This is a genomic window from Tepidimonas fonticaldi, assembly GCF_007556755.1.
GTDB lineage: Bacteria > Pseudomonadota > Gammaproteobacteria > Burkholderiales > Burkholderiaceae_C > Tepidimonas > Tepidimonas fonticaldi.
In genome coordinates this window covers 1-19043 of sequence record NZ_VJOO01000037.1, presented here as the reverse complement: position 1 = coordinate 19043, position 19043 = coordinate 1, and the positions used below count along the sequence as shown (strand labels likewise).

At 68.5% G+C, this 19043-nt stretch carries 19 protein-coding genes, 1 other RNA gene and 2 pseudogenes; 10 read left to right on the top strand and 12 right to left on the bottom strand.

Annotation, left to right across the window (positions count from 1 at the left end):
- Positions 1–271, bottom strand: a pseudogene (locus Tfont_RS12985) (IS256 family transposase); the annotation flags it as partial.
- A 20-nt stretch (positions 272–291) separates the two neighbouring features.
- Between Tfont_RS12985 and Tfont_RS12980 the strand changes: the two are divergent.
- Positions 292–633, top strand: a complete 342-nt coding sequence (locus Tfont_RS12980; protein WP_260682392.1) for a hypothetical protein — start codon at positions 292–294, stop codon at positions 631–633.
- Positions 634–659: 26 nt separating this feature from the next.
- Here Tfont_RS12980 and Tfont_RS12975 read toward each other — a convergent pair whose 3' ends face one another.
- The 8 genes from Tfont_RS12975 to ompA form a co-directional block, all read right to left on the bottom strand.
- Positions 660–1025: a hypothetical protein gene (locus Tfont_RS12975; protein ID WP_143969751.1), complete on the bottom strand. Its 366-nt coding sequence runs from the start codon at positions 1023–1025 to the stop codon at positions 660–662.
- A 95-nt stretch (positions 1026–1120) separates the two neighbouring features.
- Positions 1121–1534, bottom strand: a complete 414-nt coding sequence (locus Tfont_RS12970; RefSeq protein WP_143969750.1) for a type II toxin-antitoxin system TacA family antitoxin — start codon at positions 1532–1534, stop codon at positions 1121–1123.
- A gap of 26 nt (positions 1535–1560) precedes the next feature.
- On the bottom strand, positions 1561–1881 hold the full coding sequence (locus Tfont_RS12965; RefSeq protein WP_024539477.1) for a helix-turn-helix domain-containing transcriptional regulator: 321 nt from the start codon (positions 1879–1881) through the stop codon (positions 1561–1563).
- Between the two features lie 2 nt (positions 1882–1883).
- Positions 1884–2222, bottom strand: a complete 339-nt coding sequence (locus Tfont_RS12960) for a type II toxin-antitoxin system RelE/ParE family toxin (protein ID WP_143969749.1) — start codon at positions 2220–2222, stop codon at positions 1884–1886.
- 282 nt (positions 2223–2504) lie between these two features.
- Positions 2505–2880: a transfer-messenger RNA gene (gene ssrA / locus Tfont_RS12955) on the bottom strand.
- Between the two features lie 13 nt (positions 2881–2893).
- Positions 2894–3565: an HAD-IA family hydrolase gene (locus tag Tfont_RS12950; RefSeq protein ID WP_068610041.1), complete on the bottom strand. Its 672-nt coding sequence runs from the start codon at positions 3563–3565 to the stop codon at positions 2894–2896.
- A complete protein-coding gene (gene ubiG, locus Tfont_RS12945) occupies positions 3562–4278 on the bottom strand; it encodes a bifunctional 2-polyprenyl-6-hydroxyphenol methylase/3-demethylubiquinol 3-O-methyltransferase UbiG (protein WP_143969748.1) in 717 nt (238 codons plus the stop codon). Before ubiG ends, Tfont_RS12950 begins: the two co-directional genes overlap by 4 nt.
- Positions 4279–4420: 142 nt before the next feature.
- Complete coding sequence (ompA, locus tag Tfont_RS12940) at positions 4421–5068, bottom strand: outer membrane protein OmpA (RefSeq protein WP_068610044.1); 648 nt, start codon at positions 5066–5068, stop codon at positions 4421–4423.
- Positions 5069–5382: 314 nt separating this feature from the next.
- Here ompA and gyrA point away from each other — a divergent pair, with 314 nt between their 5' ends.
- The 9 genes from gyrA to lapB all read left to right on the top strand — a co-directional run bounded on the left by gyrA (position 5383) and on the right by lapB (position 17041).
- Positions 5383–8013, top strand: a complete 2631-nt coding sequence (gene gyrA / locus Tfont_RS12935) for a DNA gyrase subunit A (protein ID WP_143969747.1) — start codon at positions 5383–5385, stop codon at positions 8011–8013.
- Positions 8014–8059: 46 nt separating this feature from the next.
- On the top strand, positions 8060–9163 hold the full coding sequence (gene serC / locus Tfont_RS12930) for a 3-phosphoserine/phosphohydroxythreonine transaminase (protein WP_390612483.1): 1104 nt from the start codon (positions 8060–8062) through the stop codon (positions 9161–9163).
- A 33-nt stretch (positions 9164–9196) separates the two neighbouring features.
- On the top strand, positions 9197–10330 hold the full coding sequence (gene pheA / locus Tfont_RS12925; protein ID WP_143969745.1) for a prephenate dehydratase: 1134 nt from the start codon (positions 9197–9199) through the stop codon (positions 10328–10330).
- A gap of 7 nt (positions 10331–10337) precedes the next feature.
- Complete coding sequence (locus tag Tfont_RS12920) at positions 10338–11321, top strand: prephenate dehydrogenase (protein WP_143969744.1); 984 nt, start codon at positions 10338–10340, stop codon at positions 11319–11321.
- On the top strand, positions 11285–13327 hold the full coding sequence (locus Tfont_RS12915) for a bifunctional 3-phosphoshikimate 1-carboxyvinyltransferase/cytidylate kinase (protein WP_143969743.1): 2043 nt from the start codon (positions 11285–11287) through the stop codon (positions 13325–13327). The genes Tfont_RS12920 and Tfont_RS12915 overlap by 37 nt, the downstream gene beginning before the upstream one ends.
- 163 nt (positions 13328–13490) lie before the next feature.
- Complete coding sequence (gene rpsA, locus Tfont_RS12910) at positions 13491–15170, top strand: 30S ribosomal protein S1 (RefSeq protein WP_068610056.1); 1680 nt, start codon at positions 13491–13493, stop codon at positions 15168–15170.
- A 140-nt stretch (positions 15171–15310) separates the two neighbouring features.
- On the top strand, positions 15311–15607 hold the full coding sequence (locus tag Tfont_RS12905; protein WP_068610058.1) for an integration host factor subunit beta: 297 nt from the start codon (positions 15311–15313) through the stop codon (positions 15605–15607).
- Positions 15604–15903 carry a lipopolysaccharide assembly protein LapA domain-containing protein gene (locus Tfont_RS12900; protein WP_143969742.1) on the top strand — a complete coding sequence of 100 codons (300 nt, stop codon included), beginning with the start codon at positions 15604–15606 and terminating at the stop codon, positions 15901–15903. The genes Tfont_RS12905 and Tfont_RS12900 overlap by 4 nt, the downstream gene beginning before the upstream one ends.
- Positions 15893–17041 carry a lipopolysaccharide assembly protein LapB gene (lapB, locus tag Tfont_RS12895; protein ID WP_143969741.1) on the top strand — a complete coding sequence of 383 codons (1149 nt, stop codon included), beginning with the start codon at positions 15893–15895 and terminating at the stop codon, positions 17039–17041. The genes Tfont_RS12900 and lapB overlap by 11 nt, the downstream gene beginning before the upstream one ends.
- A gap of 13 nt (positions 17042–17054) precedes the next feature.
- Here lapB and Tfont_RS12890 read toward each other — a convergent pair whose 3' ends face one another.
- From Tfont_RS12890 to Tfont_RS12880, 3 genes and pseudogenes are all read right to left on the bottom strand, one after another.
- Complete coding sequence (locus tag Tfont_RS12890; RefSeq protein ID WP_143969740.1) at positions 17055–17768, bottom strand: Crp/Fnr family transcriptional regulator; 714 nt, start codon at positions 17766–17768, stop codon at positions 17055–17057.
- A gap of 43 nt (positions 17769–17811) precedes the next feature.
- Positions 17812–18879, bottom strand: coding sequence for a class II fructose-bisphosphate aldolase (gene fba / locus Tfont_RS12885; protein WP_143969739.1), 1068 nt, complete (start codon positions 18877–18879; stop codon positions 17812–17814).
- Between the two features lie 40 nt (positions 18880–18919).
- Positions 18920–19043, bottom strand: a pseudogene (locus Tfont_RS12880) (type I glyceraldehyde-3-phosphate dehydrogenase); the annotation flags it as partial.

Here is a 19043-nt window from a genome sequence, read left to right as displayed (position 1 = left end):
CGCGGGGCACCTCGATCCGCAGCGGCCCGCCGTCGGTCAGCACGGTCTTGCCGCTGCGGCCGTTGCGATGGTTCCCGCAGCCGCCCTCGGGGCTGGCCAAGTGCACGCCCAGCTCAGCCCCCAAGGCGCGCTCGATCACGGCCTTCTTCAGCTTCTGGAACACGGCCTCGACGCCGGCGGCGTCCATCGGTCCGGGGATCAGCTTCTCAAGCAGCTCGTCGGGAAGAATGGCGTCCGGCTTCGCGGCGGGGGTGGTCTTCTTGCGTGGCATGGGGGCTTCTGAACATCGTCATGGTAGGCCCCTCACACAAAAATCCTGACACCCTCGCCCCGGGCAAGGTCGCCACCCAACACGACCAGCCCTTGCTGGTGGCGCTGACACGCGCGTTCTACTGGCAACAGTTGCTCGAAGATGGAATGGTCGCCAGCGGCAGCGAGATCGCCCAGCGCGAAGGCCTGCACCACTCGACCGTCAATGAACTGCTGCGGCTGACGCTGCTGGAGCCGGCCATCATCCAGGCCATCCTGGCTGGTCAGCAGCCCAAGTGCATGAGCCTGCTGTGGTTCCAGCGCAACCCGCTGCCGACCGACTGGGTGGCGCAGCGGGAGGTGGTGACCGCGTTCGATGCGTGAACAGGTCCGTCGTTCTTCAACCCACTTCAATCGGTTGATGCTGGCAACCATTTGATGCCCGCCACCGCCAGGTTTTTCTGGCTGATGTGGGTGCTGAATATGGGCAAAAGGGTCTGCACATTGGTGTCAAAGCTGTGACGCCACATGGCTTGCAACTTCTTCAGCGCGTTTTCATTCCGGTAGATGCTGCCGTCCCAGTCGATGAGCATCATCGCGACATCACCGTCGTCGGCCAGCATACACAGCAGGGCATCATCGGCGTCCTTGTCCAGCGATGCTTTCAGCTCATCTTCATAGTCGGCCAGTACTTCAACGTACAGGTCGATGCTCAGTGGGCTCTGCCCGGACAGCGCTGACTGCAGATCGGCAGCGATTTTCTTCTTGCTGGTCATGGTCGACATTTTCGCTGCAAGGACCCCATTCACTCGATGCCGACCGAATGGGTGGCACAGCTGGAGGTGATGGCGAGGTTTGATGCCTGACCGGGCTACGCGCCCTCGATCACCCGTGCCACGTCTCCGTGGCATTCGGCGCACTTGCCCACCAGCAGCAAGTCGCGCCCCTTGATGGTGCCGCTGAAATTGGTGATCGTCACTTCGTGACGGCAGCACCCGCACCAGACGTTGGACAGCAACCGCTGGCGGATGTCGGCAGGGATGGCCTCCCACCGCTGCCGGGCGGGCTCGGTAAAGGTCGGCAGGGATTCCACTGTCGGGGACAGTACCCCGGGCTGCTGTTCGATAAGAAGCAGGTCTGCTGCCTGGCAGGCGCTGTGGAGAACGAAAGTCGACACGGGCATCCCTCCAACTTCTGCCGCGCGGCGCAGCAGGTCCCGCTGCTGGGGCGTCATCCGCAACGTGATGCGAACGCCGTCAAGGAATGCCTCGTTTTTCTCCTGCATCGGGATACCTTAGCCCTGAGCCTGATTCAGGCCATCACGATCTGGGTGTGCACCTCGACCTTGAGCGCACGCTTGATGGCAGCAAAGACTGCCGAGATGTTGCTCATGGTCGGGTTGCCCGACTGCGACAGCATCCGGTGCAGACTCTTGGCGGGCTTGTGAATTTCCTCGGCCAGCGCCTCGAAGCCGACCGTGGCATTGACCAGGTCGCGCAGGATCAGCTTGGCCGATTCCGGTTCTCCATTGACGAACAGGGTGATGGCCTCGTCCAGAAGCGCCTGTGCAAAGGCCGGATCGTTCTGCACGCGCGCGGCCACGGTTTCTTTGAAATCACGGGTCAGTGCCATGTTCACTTTCCTTGTCTAGTGGATGCCTTGCGGCGCTTGTAGTCTTCCCACAGCGCCACGGCTTGGTCGATGTCCTGCTGCTGGCGCTTCTTGGTGCCGCCGCCGATCAGAATGATGATCTTCAGACCGTCCTTGGCCAGGTAGATGCGCAACCCTGGCCCCCAGTCGATCTTGTACTCGCCAATGCCGCGAAACCACTCGACGTTGGACAGGTTGCCCTGCTCCATGCGACTCACCGCCACGCGCACCTTGGCGGCGGCGACAGCTTCCAGCGAACCGAACCACTCTGCGAAGGGGCTGTCGCCATCGTCCAGCAGTAGTTCTTTGATCTGGTAGCTCATGGGCTTGATGGTAACGTATAAGTTCCCTTTGTGCCAGAGCAGATGCGGTGTGCTGCCCGACCGGTGGGGTTGGTTGACACGAAATGCCGCGCGTAAGTACTTGATTTTTCAAGAGCACCCACTGCGCCTACCCGCAGGCCAAACGGAGAAAAGAGACGGCTCTGGACGGAAAAGTGGCAGATTCCGGGCGTTCTGGCGAGGTGCCACCCGCAGCACTTCCCCTCGCCACCCGGGGGAAACGCCAAAAGGAAAGGGCCCGGAGATATTCCGGGCCCTTGTATATGGTGGAGCTGGGGGGACTCGAACCCCCGTCCGCAAGCCTTCTTCGCGCAGTTCTACATGTGTAGCCGTCTGGACTGGATCTCGCCCGAGGCGCCGCGCAGCGGCACGCTGCGTCCCGGACCAGCAACCTTGGATCTCATCGTGCGGCAAGTTGCCCGCCGCCCGACCAGCCGATGAAGGTTCCCTTGCTGCCGGAGGACCTTGCGGCCCCCGCGGCCCGGCCTATCGGCCGACCGGTGCAAGGCTCGCCGGATTAAGCGGCGAGGGCGAAACGTTCGTCGTTCGCAGTTACTTTTTTGCTGCGGTTTAACGAGGTGACAGCACCTCGACATGCCCTGCTGCGGGTCCGAACCCACGTCGAAACCAATGCAGCCCCGTGCCTTCTTAGTTTACGCCAGATCCAGAAAGTTCAAGAGCGCCTGCGGCGACTCGATGATGGCGTCGGCCGCCCAGGCCTCGACATCGGCGGCCACGCCCAGATAACCGTAGCGCGCCGCCACGGTGGGCATGCCGGCCGCGCGGCCGGCGACGATGTCGCGCTCGTCGTCACCGACGTAGAGGCAGGCCTGGGGCGGCAGTTGCAGGCGCCGGGCAGCCTCCAGCAACGGGGCGGGATGCGGCTTGGGGTGGGGCGTGGTGTCCCCGCCGATGACGGTGGCCGCCGTGGCGAACAGCGGTATCGCGGCGGTCAACGGCAAGGCAAAGCGCTCCACCTTGTTGGTGACTACCCCCCACGCGACCTGCGCGCGATCCAGCGCCGCGATCAGCTCGGCCACGCCGTCAAACGGCCGCGTGCGGCGCGTCAGCACCTGACCGTAGGTGTCCAGATACTCCGTCCGATACGCCTCGAACTCAGGGTGTTCCGGGGTCAAACCGAAGGCGGCCTCGATCATGCCGCGGGCACCGCTGCTGGCGCGGGGGCGGTAGTAGGCCTCGTCCAGCGGCGGCAAACCCCGACGCTGGCGCATCAGGTCGGCCGCGTGGCCCAAATCCGGAGCACTGTCCACCAGCGTGCCATCCAAGTCGAACAGCACCGCGCGGATACCACGCCAGCGGGTCATGCCGCCCCCCTGCGCGTGGCGAACAGATAGTTGACGCTGGTGTCGTCGCTGAGCCAATAGCGGCGCGTCAGCGGATTGTATTCCAGCCCGCGGGTGGCCTGCAGATCCAGGCCGGCGTGCCGGCAGTGGGCCGCCAGCTCGCTGGGGCGGATGAATTTGCCGTACTCGTGCGTACCGCGCGGCAACAGGCGCAGCACATATTCCGCGCCAACGATGGCAAACAAAAACGATTTGGGGTTGCGGTTGAGGGTCGAGAAGAACACCCACCCCCCGGGCTTGACGAGCGTGGCGCAGGCCGCGACCACCGACGCCGGGTCGGGCACATGCTCCAGCATTTCCATGCAGGTCACGACATCGTAGTGGCCGGCCTGCTCGGCGGCCAACTGCTCGGCGCTGATGCGCCGGTAGGTGACCCCTTGAACCCCCTGCTCCAGCGCGTGCAACTGGGCCACCTTGAGGGGCTTGTCGGCCAAATCGATGCCGAGCACCCGGGCACCTTGTCGGGCCATGGCCTCGGCCAGAATACCGCCGCCGCACCCCACGTCGAGCACGGCACGGCCACCCAGCGGGCCGGCCAAACCCTCGATCCACCCCAATCGCAGGGGGTTGATCTGGTGCAGGGGGCGAAATTCGCTTTCGGGGTCCCACCACCGGTGGGCCAGCTCGGAAAACTTGGCCAATTCGGCCGCATCGGCATTCAGGGGTGCATCCATGGGTGGATTATCGCCCGCCGGAACACCCACCACCGCCCCAAAAGCGAAAGCCCCGCCGGGGCGGGGCTTCGCGTCGGCCGCTGGCGCGGCCACATGGACACGACGCCCGGCTGCAGATGCGCCGGGCGCCCATCGATGCCGATCAGCGGGTGCCGACGACTTCGATTTCCACGCGACGGTTCTTGGCGCGGCCTTCGCGGGTGCGGTTGTCCGCCACCGGCTGGGTTTCGCCCTTGCCTTCGGTGTAGATGCGGTTGGCGTCGATGCCCTTGCTCACCAGGTACGCCTTGACGGCCTCGGCGCGGCGCACCGACAGCTTCTGGTTGTAACCGTCGGGACCGGTGGAGTCGGTGTGGCCGACCGCGATCACGACTTCCAGCTTGATGCCCTTGACCTTCTCGGCCAGATCGTCCAGGCGAGCCTTGCCTTCGGGCTTGAGGACGGCCTTGTCGAAGTCGAAGAAGGCATCGGCGGCGTACGTCACCTTGGCGGGCGCCGGCGCAGCAGCGGGGGCCGGAGCCGGAGCAGGCGCCGGGGCCGGGGCAGCCGCCGGAGCGGGGGCCGGCGCCGGGGCCGGGGCAGGGGCAGGGGCCGGCACGATGGCGCCGTCGCAGCCCTGGGCGGCGGTGGCGGGCGTCCAGTTGGCGTTGCGCCAGCACAGCTCGTTGGTGCCGTTCTTCCACACCAAGTCACCGGTGCCGTTGCGCCAGTTGTCGATGGTCTGAGCGCCGGCGGCAGAGGCCATGGCGGCCGTCGCAAACAGCGCTGCGATCTTGGTCAACTTGTTCATTGGGTTCCTCTTGGTCTTGGGGACGAGACGGGAGATTGTGAGCGAGCCAACAACCCAGGCAAAACCTGTCGGCTGTGAATCCATTGTGCCATAAGCGATACCTATGCCAAGCACCGGCCGGCCACAGCGCGGCAACAACGCGACAATGCCCCCGCCCCAGTGTCGCCCACGAACAACAGACACACCCCCGGCACACACCCGACGGCCGGCCCGCGCGCGTTCCTTACAATAAAGCGGTTTGCCCGCCAGACCCTTGGCGGCGCTCGTCGGACGCGGGGCATCGGCCTGGCCGTCCGCACCCATGCGGCGTTCCCATGACTTCGTTTGCCAAAGAAACCCTGCCCGTCAGCCTTGAAGAGGAGATGCGCCGCAGCTACCTCGATTACGCAATGAGCGTGATCGTGGGGCGCGCGCTACCCGACGCCCGCGATGGCTTGAAGCCCGTGCACCGGCGCGTGCTGTACGCGATGCACGAGCTGGGCAACGACTGGAACCGGCCGTACAAGAAGTCGGCGCGCATCGTCGGCGATGTCATCGGTAAGTATCACCCGCACGGCGACAGCGCGGTCTACGACACCATCGTGCGCATGGCGCAGGACTTCAGCCTGCGCCACATGCTGATCGACGGCCAGGGCAACTTCGGCTCGGTGGATGGCGACGCCGCCGCGGCGATGCGCTACACCGAGATCCGGCTGGCCAAGATCGCCCACGAGATGCTGGCCGACATCGACAAGGAGACGGTCGATTTCGGCCCCAACTACGACGGCAGCGAGCGCGAGCCGCTGGTGCTGCCGGCACGGTTGCCGAACCTGCTGGTCAACGGCTCGGCCGGCATCGCGGTGGGCATGGCCACCAACATCCCGCCGCACAACCTCAACGAGGTGGTGGACGCCTGCCTGCACCTGCTGGCCCACCCCGAGGCGACGGTCGACGACCTGATGACCTTCATCCCGGCGCCGGACTTCCCGACCGCCGGCATCATCTACGGCATCCAGGGCGTGCGCGAGGGCTACCGCACCGGGCGCGGGCGCGTGGTGATGCGCGCGCGCTGCCACTTCGAGGACATCGACCGCGGCCAGCGCCAGGCCATCGTCGTCGACGAGATCCCGTACCAGGTCAACAAGAAGGTGCTGCTGGAGCGCATCGCCGAGCTGGTGCGCGACAAGCGCATCGAGGGCATCGCGCACATCCAGGACGAGTCCGACAAGTCCGGCATGCGCGTGGTCATCGAGCTCAAGCGCGGCGAAGTGCCGGAGGTGGTGCTCAACAACCTGTACAAGCACACGCAGCTGCAGGACACCTTCGGCATCAACATGGTGGCGCTGGTCGATGGCCAGCCCAAGCTGTGCAACCTGAGGGATCTGCTCGACATCTTCCTGCAGCACCGGCGCGAGGTGGTGACGCGGCGCACCGTGTTCGAGCTGCGCAAGGCGCGCGAGCGCGGCCACGTGCTGGAAGGTCTGGCGGTGGCGCTGGCCAACATCGACGAGTTCATCCGCATCATCCGCGAAAGCCCCACCCCGCCGGTGGCCAAGGCCGAGCTGATGGCGCGCCGCTGGGACAGCGAACTGGTGCGCGCGGTGCTGACGCGCGCGCGCGCCGACGGCGGCACGGTCAACGCCGACGACTACCGCCCCGAGGGGCTGGCGCGCGCCTACGGGCTGCAGGCCGACGGGCTCTACGCGCTGTCGGAGACGCAGGCGCAGGAGATCCTACAGATGCGGCTGCAGCGCCTGACCGGTCTGGAGCAGGACAAGATCGTCGCCGAGTACAAGGAAGTGATGGCGCAGATCGACGATCTGCTCGACATCCTGGCGCGGCCCGAGCGGGTGACTGCCATCATCGGCGACGAACTGCGCGCCATCCGGGCGGAGTTTGGCCAGAGCAAAGCCGGCGCCCGCCGCAGCCACATCGAACACAACGCGCAGGAACTCGACACCGAGGACCTGATCGCGTCGCAGGACATGGTGGTGACCCTGTCGCACGCCGGCTACATCAAGAGCCAGCCGCTGTCGGAGTACCGCGCGCAACGCCGTGGCGGGCGCGGCAAGCAGGCCACCGCCACCAAGGACGACGACTGGATCGACCAGCTCTTCATCGCCAACACGCACGATTGGATTCTGTGCTTCAGCAACCGCGGGCGGCTGTACTGGCTGAAGGTGTGGGAAGTCCCTGCCGGCGGGCGGGGCGCGCGCGGGCGGCCGATCGTCAACATGTTCCCGCTGGCCGAGGGCGAGAAGATCAACGTGGTGCTGCCGCTGACCGGCGAGTTCCGCAGCTTTCCGGCCGATCACTATGTGTTCATGGCCACGGCGCACGGCGTGGTCAAAAAGACGGCGCTGGACGAGTTCAGCAACCCGCGCAAGGCCGGCATCATCGCCGTCGATTTGGACGAGGGTGATTACCTGATCGGCGCGGCGCTGACCGACGGGCGGCACGACGTGATGCTGTTCTCGGACGCGGGCAAGGCGGTGCGCTTCGACGAGAACGACGTGCGCCCAATGGGCCGGCAGGCGCGCGGCGTCAAGGGCATGGCACTGGAGGACGGCCAGCGCGTCATCGCCATGCTGGTGGCCGAGGACGAGAGCCAGAGCGTGCTGACCGCCACCGAAAACGGCTACGGCAAGCGCACCTCCATCACCGAGTACACGCGCCACGGCCGCGGCACCAAGGGCATGATCGCCATCCAGCAATCGGAGCGCAACGGGCGCGTGGTTGCGGCCACCCTCGTGCGTCCGGAGGACGAGATCATGCTCATCACCGACCGGGGCGTGCTGGTGCGCACGCGGGTGGCGGAGATCCGCGAGCTGGGCCGCGCCACGCAGGGCGTCACGCTGATCGCGCTGGACGACGGCGACCGCCTGAGCGGCCTGCAGCGCATCGCGGACAACGATGAGGGCGAGGACGCCCCCCCGCCCGCGGACGCGGACGGCACGGAGGGCTGACACGGTGGCACGGCGTCCCTACAACTTCTCGGCCGGCCCGGCCACCATGCCCGAAGCGGTGCTGGAACAGGCGGCGGCCGAAATGCTCGACTGGCACGGCAGCGGCATGGGCGTGATGGAAATGAGCCACCGCGGCAAGGCCTTCATGGCGATTGCCGAGCAGGCCGAGCGCGATTTGCGCACCCTGCTGGCCATTCCGGCGCACTTCAAGGTGCTGTTCAGCCAGGGCGGTGCCCTGGCGCACAACGCGATGGTGCCGCTCAACCTGGCCGGGCGGCGCCCGGCGCGGGCGATGGACTTCGTCCTGACCGGCAGTTGGAGCCAGAAGTCCGCCAAGGAAGCCGCGCGCTACGGCGAGGCCCGCATCGCCGCCAGCGCTGCCGACACGGGCTTTACCACGCTGCCCGACCCGGCCACGTGGCGGTTGAGCGCAGACGCCAGCTATGTGCACCTGTGCAGCAACGAAACCATCCACGGGGTGGAGTTCCACACCCTGCCGGACTTGGCCGCGCTGGGCAGCGACGCGCCGCTGGTGATCGATTTTTCGTCGCATGTGCTGTCGCGCCCGATCGACTGGAGCCGCGTCGGCCTGGCCTTCGGCGGCGCACAAAAGAACATCGGCCCAGCCGGATTGACGATCGTCGTGGTGCGCGAGGATCTGCTGGGCCATGCGCTGCCGATCTGCCCCAGCGTGTTCGACTACCGCGCCCTGGCGGACGCCGATTCGCTGCTGAACACGCCCCCCACCTACGCCATCTACGTCGCCGGACTGACCTTCCAGTGGCTGCTCGCGCAGCGCGAAGGGGCGCTCACCGGCGTGGCGGCGATGGAGGCGCGCAACATTGCCAAGGCACAGCGCCTGTACGACGCGATCGACGGCTCATCCCTGTATGTCAACCGGGTCGATCCCGCCTGCCGCTCGCGCATGAACATCCCCTTCTTCCTGCGCGGCGACGACGGAGCGCCGTTGCAGGACCCCGCCCACCCCCGCAACGCCGCGTTTTTGCGCGGGGCGGAAGCGCGCGGGCTGCTGCAGCTCAAGGGCCACAAGTCGGTGGGCGGCATGCGTGCCAGTCTCTACAACGCCATGCCGATGGCGGGAGTGGAGGCTCTCGTTGACTACCTGCGGGACTTCGAGCGCGACGCCTGAGCGCCGACGGCCCGGCCCCCTCAGCGGCCCGACATGACCGACGACTCCCAAACCCCGTCCCCGACCGCCCCGCCCTCGCCGGCCGCCAGCCCCCGGCTGCTGGCCCTGCGCCAACAGATCGACGCCATCGACCGACAACTGCTGGCACTGCTCAACGAACGCGCCCGCATCGCCGAAGCCGTCGGCGAGGTCAAACGGGCCGAGGGTTCGCCCTTCTTCCGGCCCGACCGCGTGGCGCAGGTCATCGCCAACATCGAAGCGGCCAACCCTGGGCCGCTGCGCAACCAGCATGTGGCCGCCATATGGCGCGAGATCATGTCGGCCTGCCTGGCGCTGGAGGCCCCGCTGCGGGTCGCGGTGCTGGGCCCCGAGGGTACCTTCTGCGAACAGGCGGCGATCGATTACTTCGGCAGCGCCGCCGACCTGATTTACTGCCCCAGCTTCGATGAGGTGTTCCACGCCACTGCGGCGGGCACCGCGCAGTTTGGGGTCGTCGGCGTGGAAAACTCCACCGAAGGGGTGGTGGCGCGCTCGCTGGACCTGTTTCTGCGCTCGCCGGTGCACATCGTGGGCGAAATCAGCCTGCTGGTGCGGCACAACCTGCTGCGCCAGACCCCCAGCCTGGACGGCATCGAGGTGGTGATGGCCCATCCGCAGGCGCTGGCGCAGTGCCAGGGCTGGCTGTCCACGCACCTGCCACACGCCGAGCGCCGTGCCGTGGCCAGCAACGCCGAGGGGGCGCGGCTGGCCACGACGAACCCCGCCTGGGCCGCCATCGCCAGCGAACGGGCCGCCGCCCAGTACGCGCTACACATCGTGGCGCATGCCATCCAGGACGAGGCCTACAACCGCACGCGCTTTGCGGTGATCTGCCTGCCGCAAACCATGGCCACCCCCCCGGCCAGCGGGCGCGACTGCACCAGCCTGGTGGTGTCGGTCCCCAACCGCCCGGGGGCAGTGCACGATCTGCTACGCCCGCTCAAGGCGCACGGCGTGTCGATGACGCGCTTCGAGTCCCGCCCGGCCAAATCCGGCCAGTGGGAGTACTACTTCTACATCGACCTCGCCGGGCACCCGTCCCAGCCCCATGTGGCCGCCGCCCTGCAAGAACTGCAAGGCCTGTGCGCTTTCTACAAGATGCTGGGCGCCTATCCGGTGTCGGAATGAGGGGGCGATGAGCACGCCCTCCCCCACCACGGTTGACCGCGACACGCCCGCGGCGCCGCCCCGATTCGAGCAACTGGGCGTGATTGGCTGCGGGCTGATGGGCGGCTCGTTCGCCCTGGCCCTCAAGGCCGCCGGATTGGTGCAGCGGGTGGTGGGCTATGCCCGCTCGCCGCAGACACTGGCTCGCGCCCGTACGCTGGGCGTGATCGACGTCGAAGCGCCCTCGGCGCTGCTGGCTGCCTCCGGTGCCGACCTGGTGCTGGTGTCGGTGCCGGTCGCCGCGACGGGCGAGACGCTGCGGGCCATCCGCCCCCTGATCGGCCCGGACACCCTGGTCATGGATGTGGGCTCGACCAAAGGCGATGTGGTGGCGGCCGCGCGCCAGGCGCTGGCCGACCGGCTGGGCCAGTTCGTGCCGGCACACCCGATCGCTGGCAAGGAGCGCGCCGGCGTGGAGCATGCCAGCGCGGATCTGTACCGCGGCTGCCAAGTGATCCTGACCCCACTGGCCGAGACCGCCCCCGCCCTGACCGCGCGCGCCCAGGCGCTGTGGCAGGCCCTGGGGGCGCGCGTGCGCACCATGACGCCGGAGGCGCACGACGCCGCCTATGCCGCCGTCAGCCACCTGCCGCACCTGCTGGCCTTCGCCGCGGTGCGGGCGCTGGCGGGGCAGCCCTGCGCGGCGGATTTCCTGGGACTGGCCGGGCCGGGCTTTCGCGACTTCACCCGCATCGCCGCGAGCGACCCCGACGTCTGGCGCGACATTCTGCTCGCCAACGCCGCCCAGGTGCGGGCGCAGGCCCGGCACTTCCGCGCGGCGCTGGACACGTTCGAAGCCGCCCTGGACGCGGGCGACGCACACACCCTGCGCGAGCTGATCGCCGAGGCCAGCCGCATCCGCACCCAATGGGCCGCCGGCGCCTACGCCGCCGCGCCCCCGTCATCCGATCCCCCATGTACCGCACCGCCTTCCTCGACATCCCCCCGCTGACGCGCGCTGCCGGCAGCGTGCGGCTGCCCGGCTCCAAGAGCATCTCCAACCGCGTGCTGCTGCTGGCCGCGCTGTGCGACGGCGTGACGGTGATCGAGGATCTGCTCGACTCGGACGACACGCGGGTGATGCTGGAGGCCCTCGCGACGCTGGGCTGCGGGCTGGAGCGACTCGGGCCCACCACGGTGCGCGTGCGCGGGCTGGCCGGCCGGCTGCACGTGCGCGAGGCGCGCCTGTTTCTGGGCAATGCGGGCACGGCGATGCGGCCGCTGACCGCCGCGCTGACGGTGCTCACCGCCTTGCAGGGGGGGCGTTTCGAACTCTCGGGCGTGCCGCGCATGCACGAGCGCCCGATCGGCGACCTGGTGGACGCCCTGCGCCAATTGGGCGGCACCATCGAGGACCTGGGCCAACCCGGCTATCCGCCGCTGGCGGTCGGCGCCCCCGCCCCGACGCCGTTGCGGCTGGACGCGCCGATCCGGGTGCGCGGCGATGTCTCGAGCCAGTTTCTGACCGCGTTGCTGTTGGCGTTGCCGCTGGCCGCGCAGACGCGCACCGTGACCATCGAGGTGGTGGGGGAGCTGATCTCCAAGCCCTACATCGAGATCACCCTGCGCCTGCTGGCGCGCTTTGGCGTGGACGTGCAGCGCGAGGGCTGGTCCCGCTTCACGATTCCCGCCGGGGCGCGCTACACCACGCCGGGGCGCATCCATGTCGAGGGCGACGCCTCGTCGGCCAGCTACTTCGTCGCCCTGGGGGCGATTGCCGCCACCGACGCTCCCGTCACCATCGAAGGCGTGGGGCTGGATTCCATCCAAGGGGACATCCGCTTCGTCGAGGCCGCCCAGGCCATGGGCGCCCTCGTCGAGGGCGAAGCCAACCGCCTGCACGTGCGCCGCGGGGCCTGGCCGCTGCGTGCGCTGGATCTGGACTGCAACCACATCCCCGATGCCGCCATGACGCTGGCGGTGATGGCGCTGTATGCCGACGGCCCGACGACGCTGCGCCACATCGGCAGTTGGCGCGTGAAGGAGACGGACCGCATCGCCGCCATGGCCGCCGAACTGCGCCAACTGGGCGCCACCGTGGACGAAGGCCCCGACTGGCTGCGGGTACACCCGCTGGGCACCGACGGACGCGGCTGGCGGGCCGCCGCCATCCACACCTACGACGACCACCGCATGGCCATGTGTGCGTCACTGGCGGCCTTCAATCCCGCGCGGGTGCCGGTGCGCATCCTGGACCCGCAGTGCGTCGGGAAGACCTTCCCCGATTATTTCGAGACGCTGTGGTCGGTGGTGGAGGCCGCGCCGGCCGATATTCCGGTGATCTGCATCGACGGCCCCACCGCCTCGGGCAAGGGGACGCTGGCTGCCGCCGTGGCCCACCGCCTGGGCTACCACGTGCTGGACTCCGGCGCCCTCTATCGGGTGGTCGGGCTGGCTGCCGAGCGGGCCGGTCTGCCCACGGACGAGGCGGCGCTGGCCGACCCCGCGCTGGCGCAGCGCCTGGGGGCGTTGGCCGAGCGGCTGCCCGTGCGCTTTGCCGACGGGCGCATCTGGCTGGCGGGGGACGACGTCACCGACGCGGTGCGCAGCGAAGCGGCGGGCATGGCGGCGTCGCGCGTGTCGGCCGTGCCGGCCGTGCGCGCCGGCCTGCTGGCGCTGCAGCGGGGGTTCCGGCGCCTGCCCGGTCTGGTGGCCGATGGGCGCGACATGGGCACGGTGGTCTTTCCGGACGCACCGCTCAAGGTGTTTCTGACGGCCAGCGCCGCCACGCGCGCCCGGCGCCGCTACGAGCAGTTGATTTCGCGCGGTGAAACTGCTAGCATTGATGGTCTTTTGGCCGACTTGGAGGCGCGGGATGCGCGCGATCGATCGCGCGCGGCCGCGCCGCTCAAGCCCGCCGAAGACGCGCTTGCCCTCGACAACTCGGAGCAGACCATCGAGCAATCGGTGGACACCGTGCTGACGTGGTGGCAGCGCAGCCGACCGTTCGGTGGCTGAGGGCGTCCGCCTCGGCCCGACGGCCGGTCCTGCAGGGCCCCGAGGGCGCAGCCGGATGACATGTCCGCACGCCGGAGGGTTCGACAACCCACCACCCGACGCCCGTTCGGGTGACAACCCAACCGCCGCCGGTCCCGGACGACCGCGGCACCCAGGAATCTGCATGTCTGAATCGTTTGCCGCCCTGTTCGAAGAGTCGCTCAAGCGCGCCGAAATGCGCGCCGGCGAAGTCATCACCGCCGAGGTGGTGCGCATCGACCACAACCATGTGGTCGTCAACGCAGGGCTGAAGTCCGAGGCCTACATCCCCCTGAGCGAGTTCAAGAACGATCAGGGCGAACTCGAAGTTCAAGTCGGTGACTTCGTCGCCGTCGCGGTCGAAGCCGTCGAAAACGGCTACGGCGACACCATTCTGTCGCGTGACAAGGCCAAGCGCCTGGCCTCGTGGATGGCGCTCGAGAAGGCGCTGGAGTCGGGCGAATTCGTCACCGGCACCACCACCGTCAAGGTCAAGGGTGGCCTCAAGGTCATGGTCAACGGCATCAGCGCCTTCCTGCCGGGCTCGCTGGTCGACACCCGCCCCGTCAAGGATTTGACGCCTTACGAGGGCAAGACCATGGAGTTCAAGGTCATCAAGCTCGACCGCAAGCGCAACAACGTCGTGCTCAGCCGCCGCGCCGTCATCGAGGCCAGCATGGGCGAAGAGCGCGCCAAGCTGCTCGAGACCCTCAAGGAAGGCGCCATCGTCACCGGCGTGGTCAAGAACATCACCGAGTACGGCGCCTTCGTCGACCTGGGCGGCATCGACGGCCTGCTGCACATCACCGACATGGCCTGGCGCCGCGTGCGCCACCCGAACGAGGTGGTGCAAGTCGGCCAGGAAGTCACGGCCAAGGTGCTCAAGTTCGACCCCGAGCGCCAGCGCGTCAGCCTGGGCCTCAAGCAAATGGGCGACGACCCGTGGCTGGGCGTGGCACGCCGCTACCCGGCCGGCACGCGCCTGTTCGGCAAGGTCACCAACATCGCCGACTACGGCGCCTTCGTCGAGCTGGAGCCCGGCATCGAGGGTCTGGTGCACGTCTCCGAGATGGACTGGACCAACAAGAACGTCGCGCCCAACAAGATCGTATCCATCGGCGACGAGGTCGAGATCATGGTGCTCGACATCGACGAGGACAAGCGCCGCATCAGCCTGGGCATGAAGCAGTGCAAGCCCAACCCGTGGCAGGAGTTCGCCGACACCCACAAGCGCGGCGACAAGGTCAAGGGCCCGATCAAGTCGATCACCGACTTCGGCGTGTTCGTGGGCCTGGAGTCGGGCATCGACGGTCTGGTGCACCTGTCCGACCTGTCCTGGAACGAACCGGGCGAGACCGCCGTGCGCAACTACAAGAAGGGCCAGGAAGTCGAGGCCGTCGTGCTGGGCGTGGACGTCGAGCGCGAGCGCATCAGCCTGGGCATCAAGCAGCTCGACGCCGATCCGTTCACGACCTTCGTGTCCATCCACGACAAGGGCGCGACGGTCACCGGCACGGTCAAGAGCGTCGATGCCAAGGGCGCCGAAATCGACCTGGGTCAGGACATCGTCGGCTATCTGCGCGCCAGCGAGATCTCGCGTGACCGCGTCGAGGACGCCCGCAATGTGCTGAAGGTGGGCGACGAGGTCACGGCCGTGATCGTCAACGTCGATCGCAAGAACCGCGGCATCCAGCTCTCGATCAAGGCCAAGGACGCCGCCGACCAGCAGGAAGCCATGGCCAACCTGAGCCAGACCCCCGGCAACGCCGGCACCACCAACCTGGGCGCGCTGCTGCGCGCCAAGCTGGACGGCCAAAACGGCTGATCCCGCACCGCCCGACCCGGGACGCCCCCGGGCCGCGCGCACCACAGCCCGGCCGGGGTCGCCCCGCCGGGCTTTTTTCATGGGGGCCGCCGTGGGCCGGCCGCCTGCCGCACGCCGGCTTTGCTGGGCATAATGGCGGCATGAACCGCAGCGATCTGTTCGATGCCCTGGCCGAGCGTTACCCGCATTTGACCGCATCCGATGCGGAGGCCGCGGTCAAAACCTTGCTGGAAGCCATGACGGAGAGCCTGGTGGCCGGGCAGCGCATCGAAATCCGCGGTTTCGGCAGCTTCTCGGTCAGCGAGCGCGCCGCGCGGCAGGCGCGCAATCCCCGCACGGGCGAGCAGGTCGACGTCCCCCCGAAGCGGATGGTGCACTTCAAGCCCGGCAAAGCCCTGCGGGAAGCCGTCGACGGGCCGCAGCGGGGGGCGACATGAGGGTACTGGGCTGGCTGCTCAAGGCGGCCGTGTTCCTGCTCATCTTCGCGTTGGCGATCAACAACCAGGCCCCGGTGCGCGTGCACGGGCTGTTCGGGGCGCAGTGGGAGGCCCCGCTGGTGCTGGTGCTGCTGCTCGTCCTGTTTGCCGGTGTGCTGTTGGGCATGGCGGTGATGGCGCCGCTGTGGTGGCGCGCGCGCAGAACGGCCCGCCAGAGCAGCACGGCCACGCCCCCCACCACTCCCGCATCGTCCACGGCCGCGCCCGCGCTGGAAGAGCCGCCCCATGGGGTTTGACCTCTCGTGGCTGCTGTGGGCGCTGCCTGTGGCGTTCGCGCTGGGCTGGCTGGCCTCGCGCTTCGATCTGCGGCAGTGGCGGCTGGAGAGCCGTCAGGCGCCGCGGGCCTATTTCCGCGGCCTCAACCACCTGCTCAACGAGCAGCAGGACCAGGCCATCGATGCCTTCATCGAGGCGGTGCGGCACGACCCGGACGCGGCGGAGTTGCACTTTGCGCTCGGCGGGCTGTTCCGCCGCCGGGGCGACTACGACCGGGCGGTCCGGGTCCATGAGCATCTGCTGGCCCGTGCCGACCTGCCGCCGCGCGAGCGCGAACGGGCGCAGCACGCGCTGGCGTTCGACTTCCTGAAAGCGGGCCTGCTGGATCGGGCCGAGGCGGCCTTCACCGCCCTGCTCGGCTCGCGCTACGACACCGACGCCAAGGTCGCCTTGCTGGGCATCCACGAACGTTCGCGCGACTGGGCCCGCGCGGCCGAGATGGCGCAGGCGCTGGAAGGCAGCGACCGCGGGAGTTTTCGCCTGCGTCTGGCGCACCACCGCTGCGAGCAGGCGGCCGCGCTGCACCGCCAGGGGCACACGACCGAGGCGCTGGCGCTGCTGGAGTCGCTGGTCCATCAGGTGCCGCAGTCGGCGCGGGCGTGGGCGGCGCTGGCCGATCTGCGCCAGTCGCTCGGGCATGTCGATGGCGGTCTGGCGGCGTTGGAGGCCTTGGCCGACCATTGCCCGGAGCACGTTCCGCTGATCGCGCACAGCCTGGCGCAGTGGTCCCTGATGGCGGGCACGCCCGAGCGGGCGCGCAGCCGGCTGGCCGACTGGGCGCAAGCGCATGCGCCATCGCTGGACGTCACGCAGGCGCTGGCCACGCTGGACCCGGATGCGGCGACGGCACGCCAGCGCTACATCGCCCATCTGCGTCAGGAGCCGTCCCTGGTCGCGGCCACCCTGTGGCTGGCCGGGGTGCCGCTCGGCACCGCCGACGAAGAGCCGCTGGTGCGGCGGGCGCTGGAGCGCGCCGGCGAACCCCTCAAACGCTACCGCTGCGCGGCCTGCGGATTCGAGTCGCGCCAGTACTTTTGGCACTGCCCCGGCTGCCAGGGTTGGGACACCTATCCCCCCCGCCGCGTGGAAGAGCTGTGATCCGCCGGCGCCGTCAGCCCGCCACGGCGGCCTTGAGAACGCTCTCGTCGGCGATGCGGTAGAGCCGACCCAGGCGGTCCAGCGGCTCGATGGCACCGGCACGGACCAGGGCGCTGATTTCGCGGCTGACGGTTTCGAGCTTGAGGTCCATCATGGCGCCCATGTCCTCGCGCGAGAACAGCGTCACCACGCCCGGGTCGGTGGCGTGGCGCATCTTCAGGATGAAATTGGCCACGCGCTGGCGCGCCGTGCCGAAGTTGAGCGCGGCGAGCCAGTCGTCCGCCTCCCTGAGCGCCTGCTGCCACTTCTGCAACAGCCGCCAGTGCAGACGCGGGGAGTTCTGCGCCAAGCGGTGGACGACGTCGGTGGGAATGCGGCACAGCGATGCCTCGGTCAGCGCCGTGGCCTCGCTGTCGTAGCGGCTGGTGGCCAGCGCCTCGAGGCCGACCACGTCGCCCGGGCGCAGCACGCGCAGCACGCGCTGGCGCCCGTCGGGCGTGCTGCGCACCAGCTTGACCAGGCCGCTGCGCAAGGTGAAGACGCCAAACGCCGCCTCGCCCTCGTGGTAGAGGGACTGTCCCGCCGCAAACACCAAGTCGTCGATGGGCGCGTGGATGAGGTTGAAGTCCTGCTCGTTGAGGTCGGCAAACAGCACCATGTCGCGGATGCCGCACGTCTTGCAGTCGGCCGTGCCCCGCCACGCGGATTCGGTCTTGATCGGAATCATGGGCGAATTGTCGCCCGAGCCGCCGTCGCACGGCGGCCGCCGTTCAGGACACCCGGGGCGCGTACTCGCCTTTTTCGTACCGCTGGCGCATGGCGTCCAGGCTGTAAACCGTGCCGATGCGGCTGGCCATGCCGGCGCTGCCGAAGGCCTCGTAGCGCGCCTGGCAAATGGCCTTCATCGCCTGGGTCGCGGCCTTGAAGAACTTGCGCGGGTCGAAATTCTTGCGGTCCTCGGCCAGGTGTTTGCGGATCGCCCCGGTGGCGGCCATGCGCAGGTCGGTGTCGATGTTGACCTTGCGCACACCATGCTTGATGCCCTCGACGATCTCCTCCACCGGCACGCCATAGGTGGTGCCCATGTCGCCGCCGTAGATGTTGATGATGGCCAGCCAGTCCTCCGGCACGCTGGAGCTGCCGTGCATCACCAGGTGCACGTTGGGGATGCGGGCGTGGATGGCCTTGACGCGGTCGATGCGCAGCACCTTGCCGGTGGGCTTCTGCGTGAACTTGTAGGCGCCATGGCTGGTGCCGATGGCGATCGCCAGCGCGTCGACCTGGGTCTTCTGCACGAAGTCGGCGGCCTCGTCCGGGTCGGTCAGCAGCATCGAGTGGTCCAGCTCGCCCTCGGCGCCGTGGCCGTCCTCTTCGCCGGCCTTGCCGGTCTCGAGGCTGCCGAGGCACCCCAGCTCACCCTCCACCGACACGCCGCAGGCGTGCGCGATGTCGGCCACCTGGCGTGTGACGCGCACGTTGTACTCGTAGCTGGCCGGGGTCTTGCCGTCCTCCAGCAGGCTGCCGTCCATCATCACCGAGCTGAAGCCCGACTGGATCGAGCGCATGCACACGCCCGGCGAGGCGCCGTGGTCCTGGTGCATGCAAATCGGGATGTGCGGGTACGCCTCGACCGCCGCGGCGACCAAGTGGCGCAGGAACGGCTCCCCGGCGTAGGAGCGCGCCCCCGCCGAACCCTGCAGGATGACGGGGCTATCCACCGCGTCGGCCGCCTGCATGATGGCATGGATCTGCTCCATGTTGTTGACGTTGAAGGCCGGCAGGCCGTAGCCGTGCTCGGCGGCGTGGTCCAGCAGTTGGCGCAGGGTGATCAGGGCCATGGGGCACCTCCTTGGGCAATCGTGGGATGGGGAGTGAGGCTCAACCGCGCGCGACGATGCGCGCCATCTCCAGGCACTTGGCGGCGTAGCCCCATTCGTTGTCGTACCAGGCCACGACCTTCACGAACGTCTCGTCCAGCGCCATGCCCGCCTTGGCATCGAAG

Coding starts and splice junctions, on each gene's coding strand:
- Tfont_RS12950 (WP_068610041.1), bottom strand. CDS start 3,565: ATGACCCGCTGGCGTGGTATCCGCGCGGTGCTGTTCGACTTGGATGGC.
- ubiG (WP_143969748.1), bottom strand. CDS start 4,278: ATGGATGCACCCCTGAATGCCGATGCGGCCGAATTGGCCAAGTTTTCC.
- Tfont_RS12900 (WP_143969742.1), top strand. CDS start 15,604: ATGAGGGTACTGGGCTGGCTGCTCAAGGCGGCCGTGTTCCTGCTCATC.
- ompA (WP_068610044.1), bottom strand. CDS start 5,068: ATGAACAAGTTGACCAAGATCGCAGCGCTGTTTGCGACGGCCGCCATG.
- fba (WP_143969739.1), bottom strand. CDS start 18,879: ATGGCCCTGATCACCCTGCGCCAACTGCTGGACCACGCCGCCGAGCAC.
- Tfont_RS12975 (WP_143969751.1), bottom strand. CDS start 1,025: ATGACCAGCAAGAAGAAAATCGCTGCCGATCTGCAGTCAGCGCTGTCC.
- Tfont_RS12980 (WP_260682392.1), top strand. CDS start 292: ATGGTAGGCCCCTCACACAAAAATCCTGACACCCTCGCCCCGGGCAAG.
- pheA (WP_143969745.1), top strand. CDS start 9,197: ATGACCGACGACTCCCAAACCCCGTCCCCGACCGCCCCGCCCTCGCCG.
- serC (WP_390612483.1), top strand. CDS start 8,060: ATGCCCGAAGCGGTGCTGGAACAGGCGGCGGCCGAAATGCTCGACTGG.
- gyrA (WP_143969747.1), top strand. CDS start 5,383: ATGACTTCGTTTGCCAAAGAAACCCTGCCCGTCAGCCTTGAAGAGGAG.
- Tfont_RS12890 (WP_143969740.1), bottom strand. CDS start 17,768: ATGATTCCGATCAAGACCGAATCCGCGTGGCGGGGCACGGCCGACTGC.
- lapB (WP_143969741.1), top strand. CDS start 15,893: ATGGGGTTTGACCTCTCGTGGCTGCTGTGGGCGCTGCCTGTGGCGTTC.
- Tfont_RS12905 (WP_068610058.1), top strand. CDS start 15,311: ATGAACCGCAGCGATCTGTTCGATGCCCTGGCCGAGCGTTACCCGCAT.
- Tfont_RS12960 (WP_143969749.1), bottom strand. CDS start 2,222: ATGAGCTACCAGATCAAAGAACTACTGCTGGACGATGGCGACAGCCCC.
- Tfont_RS12965 (WP_024539477.1), bottom strand. CDS start 1,881: ATGGCACTGACCCGTGATTTCAAAGAAACCGTGGCCGCGCGCGTGCAG.
- Tfont_RS12920 (WP_143969744.1), top strand. CDS start 10,338: ATGAGCACGCCCTCCCCCACCACGGTTGACCGCGACACGCCCGCGGCG.
- rpsA (WP_068610056.1), top strand. CDS start 13,491: ATGTCTGAATCGTTTGCCGCCCTGTTCGAAGAGTCGCTCAAGCGCGCC.
- Tfont_RS12970 (WP_143969750.1), bottom strand. CDS start 1,534: ATGCAGGAGAAAAACGAGGCATTCCTTGACGGCGTTCGCATCACGTTG.
- Tfont_RS12915 (WP_143969743.1), top strand. CDS start 11,285: ATGTACCGCACCGCCTTCCTCGACATCCCCCCGCTGACGCGCGCTGCC.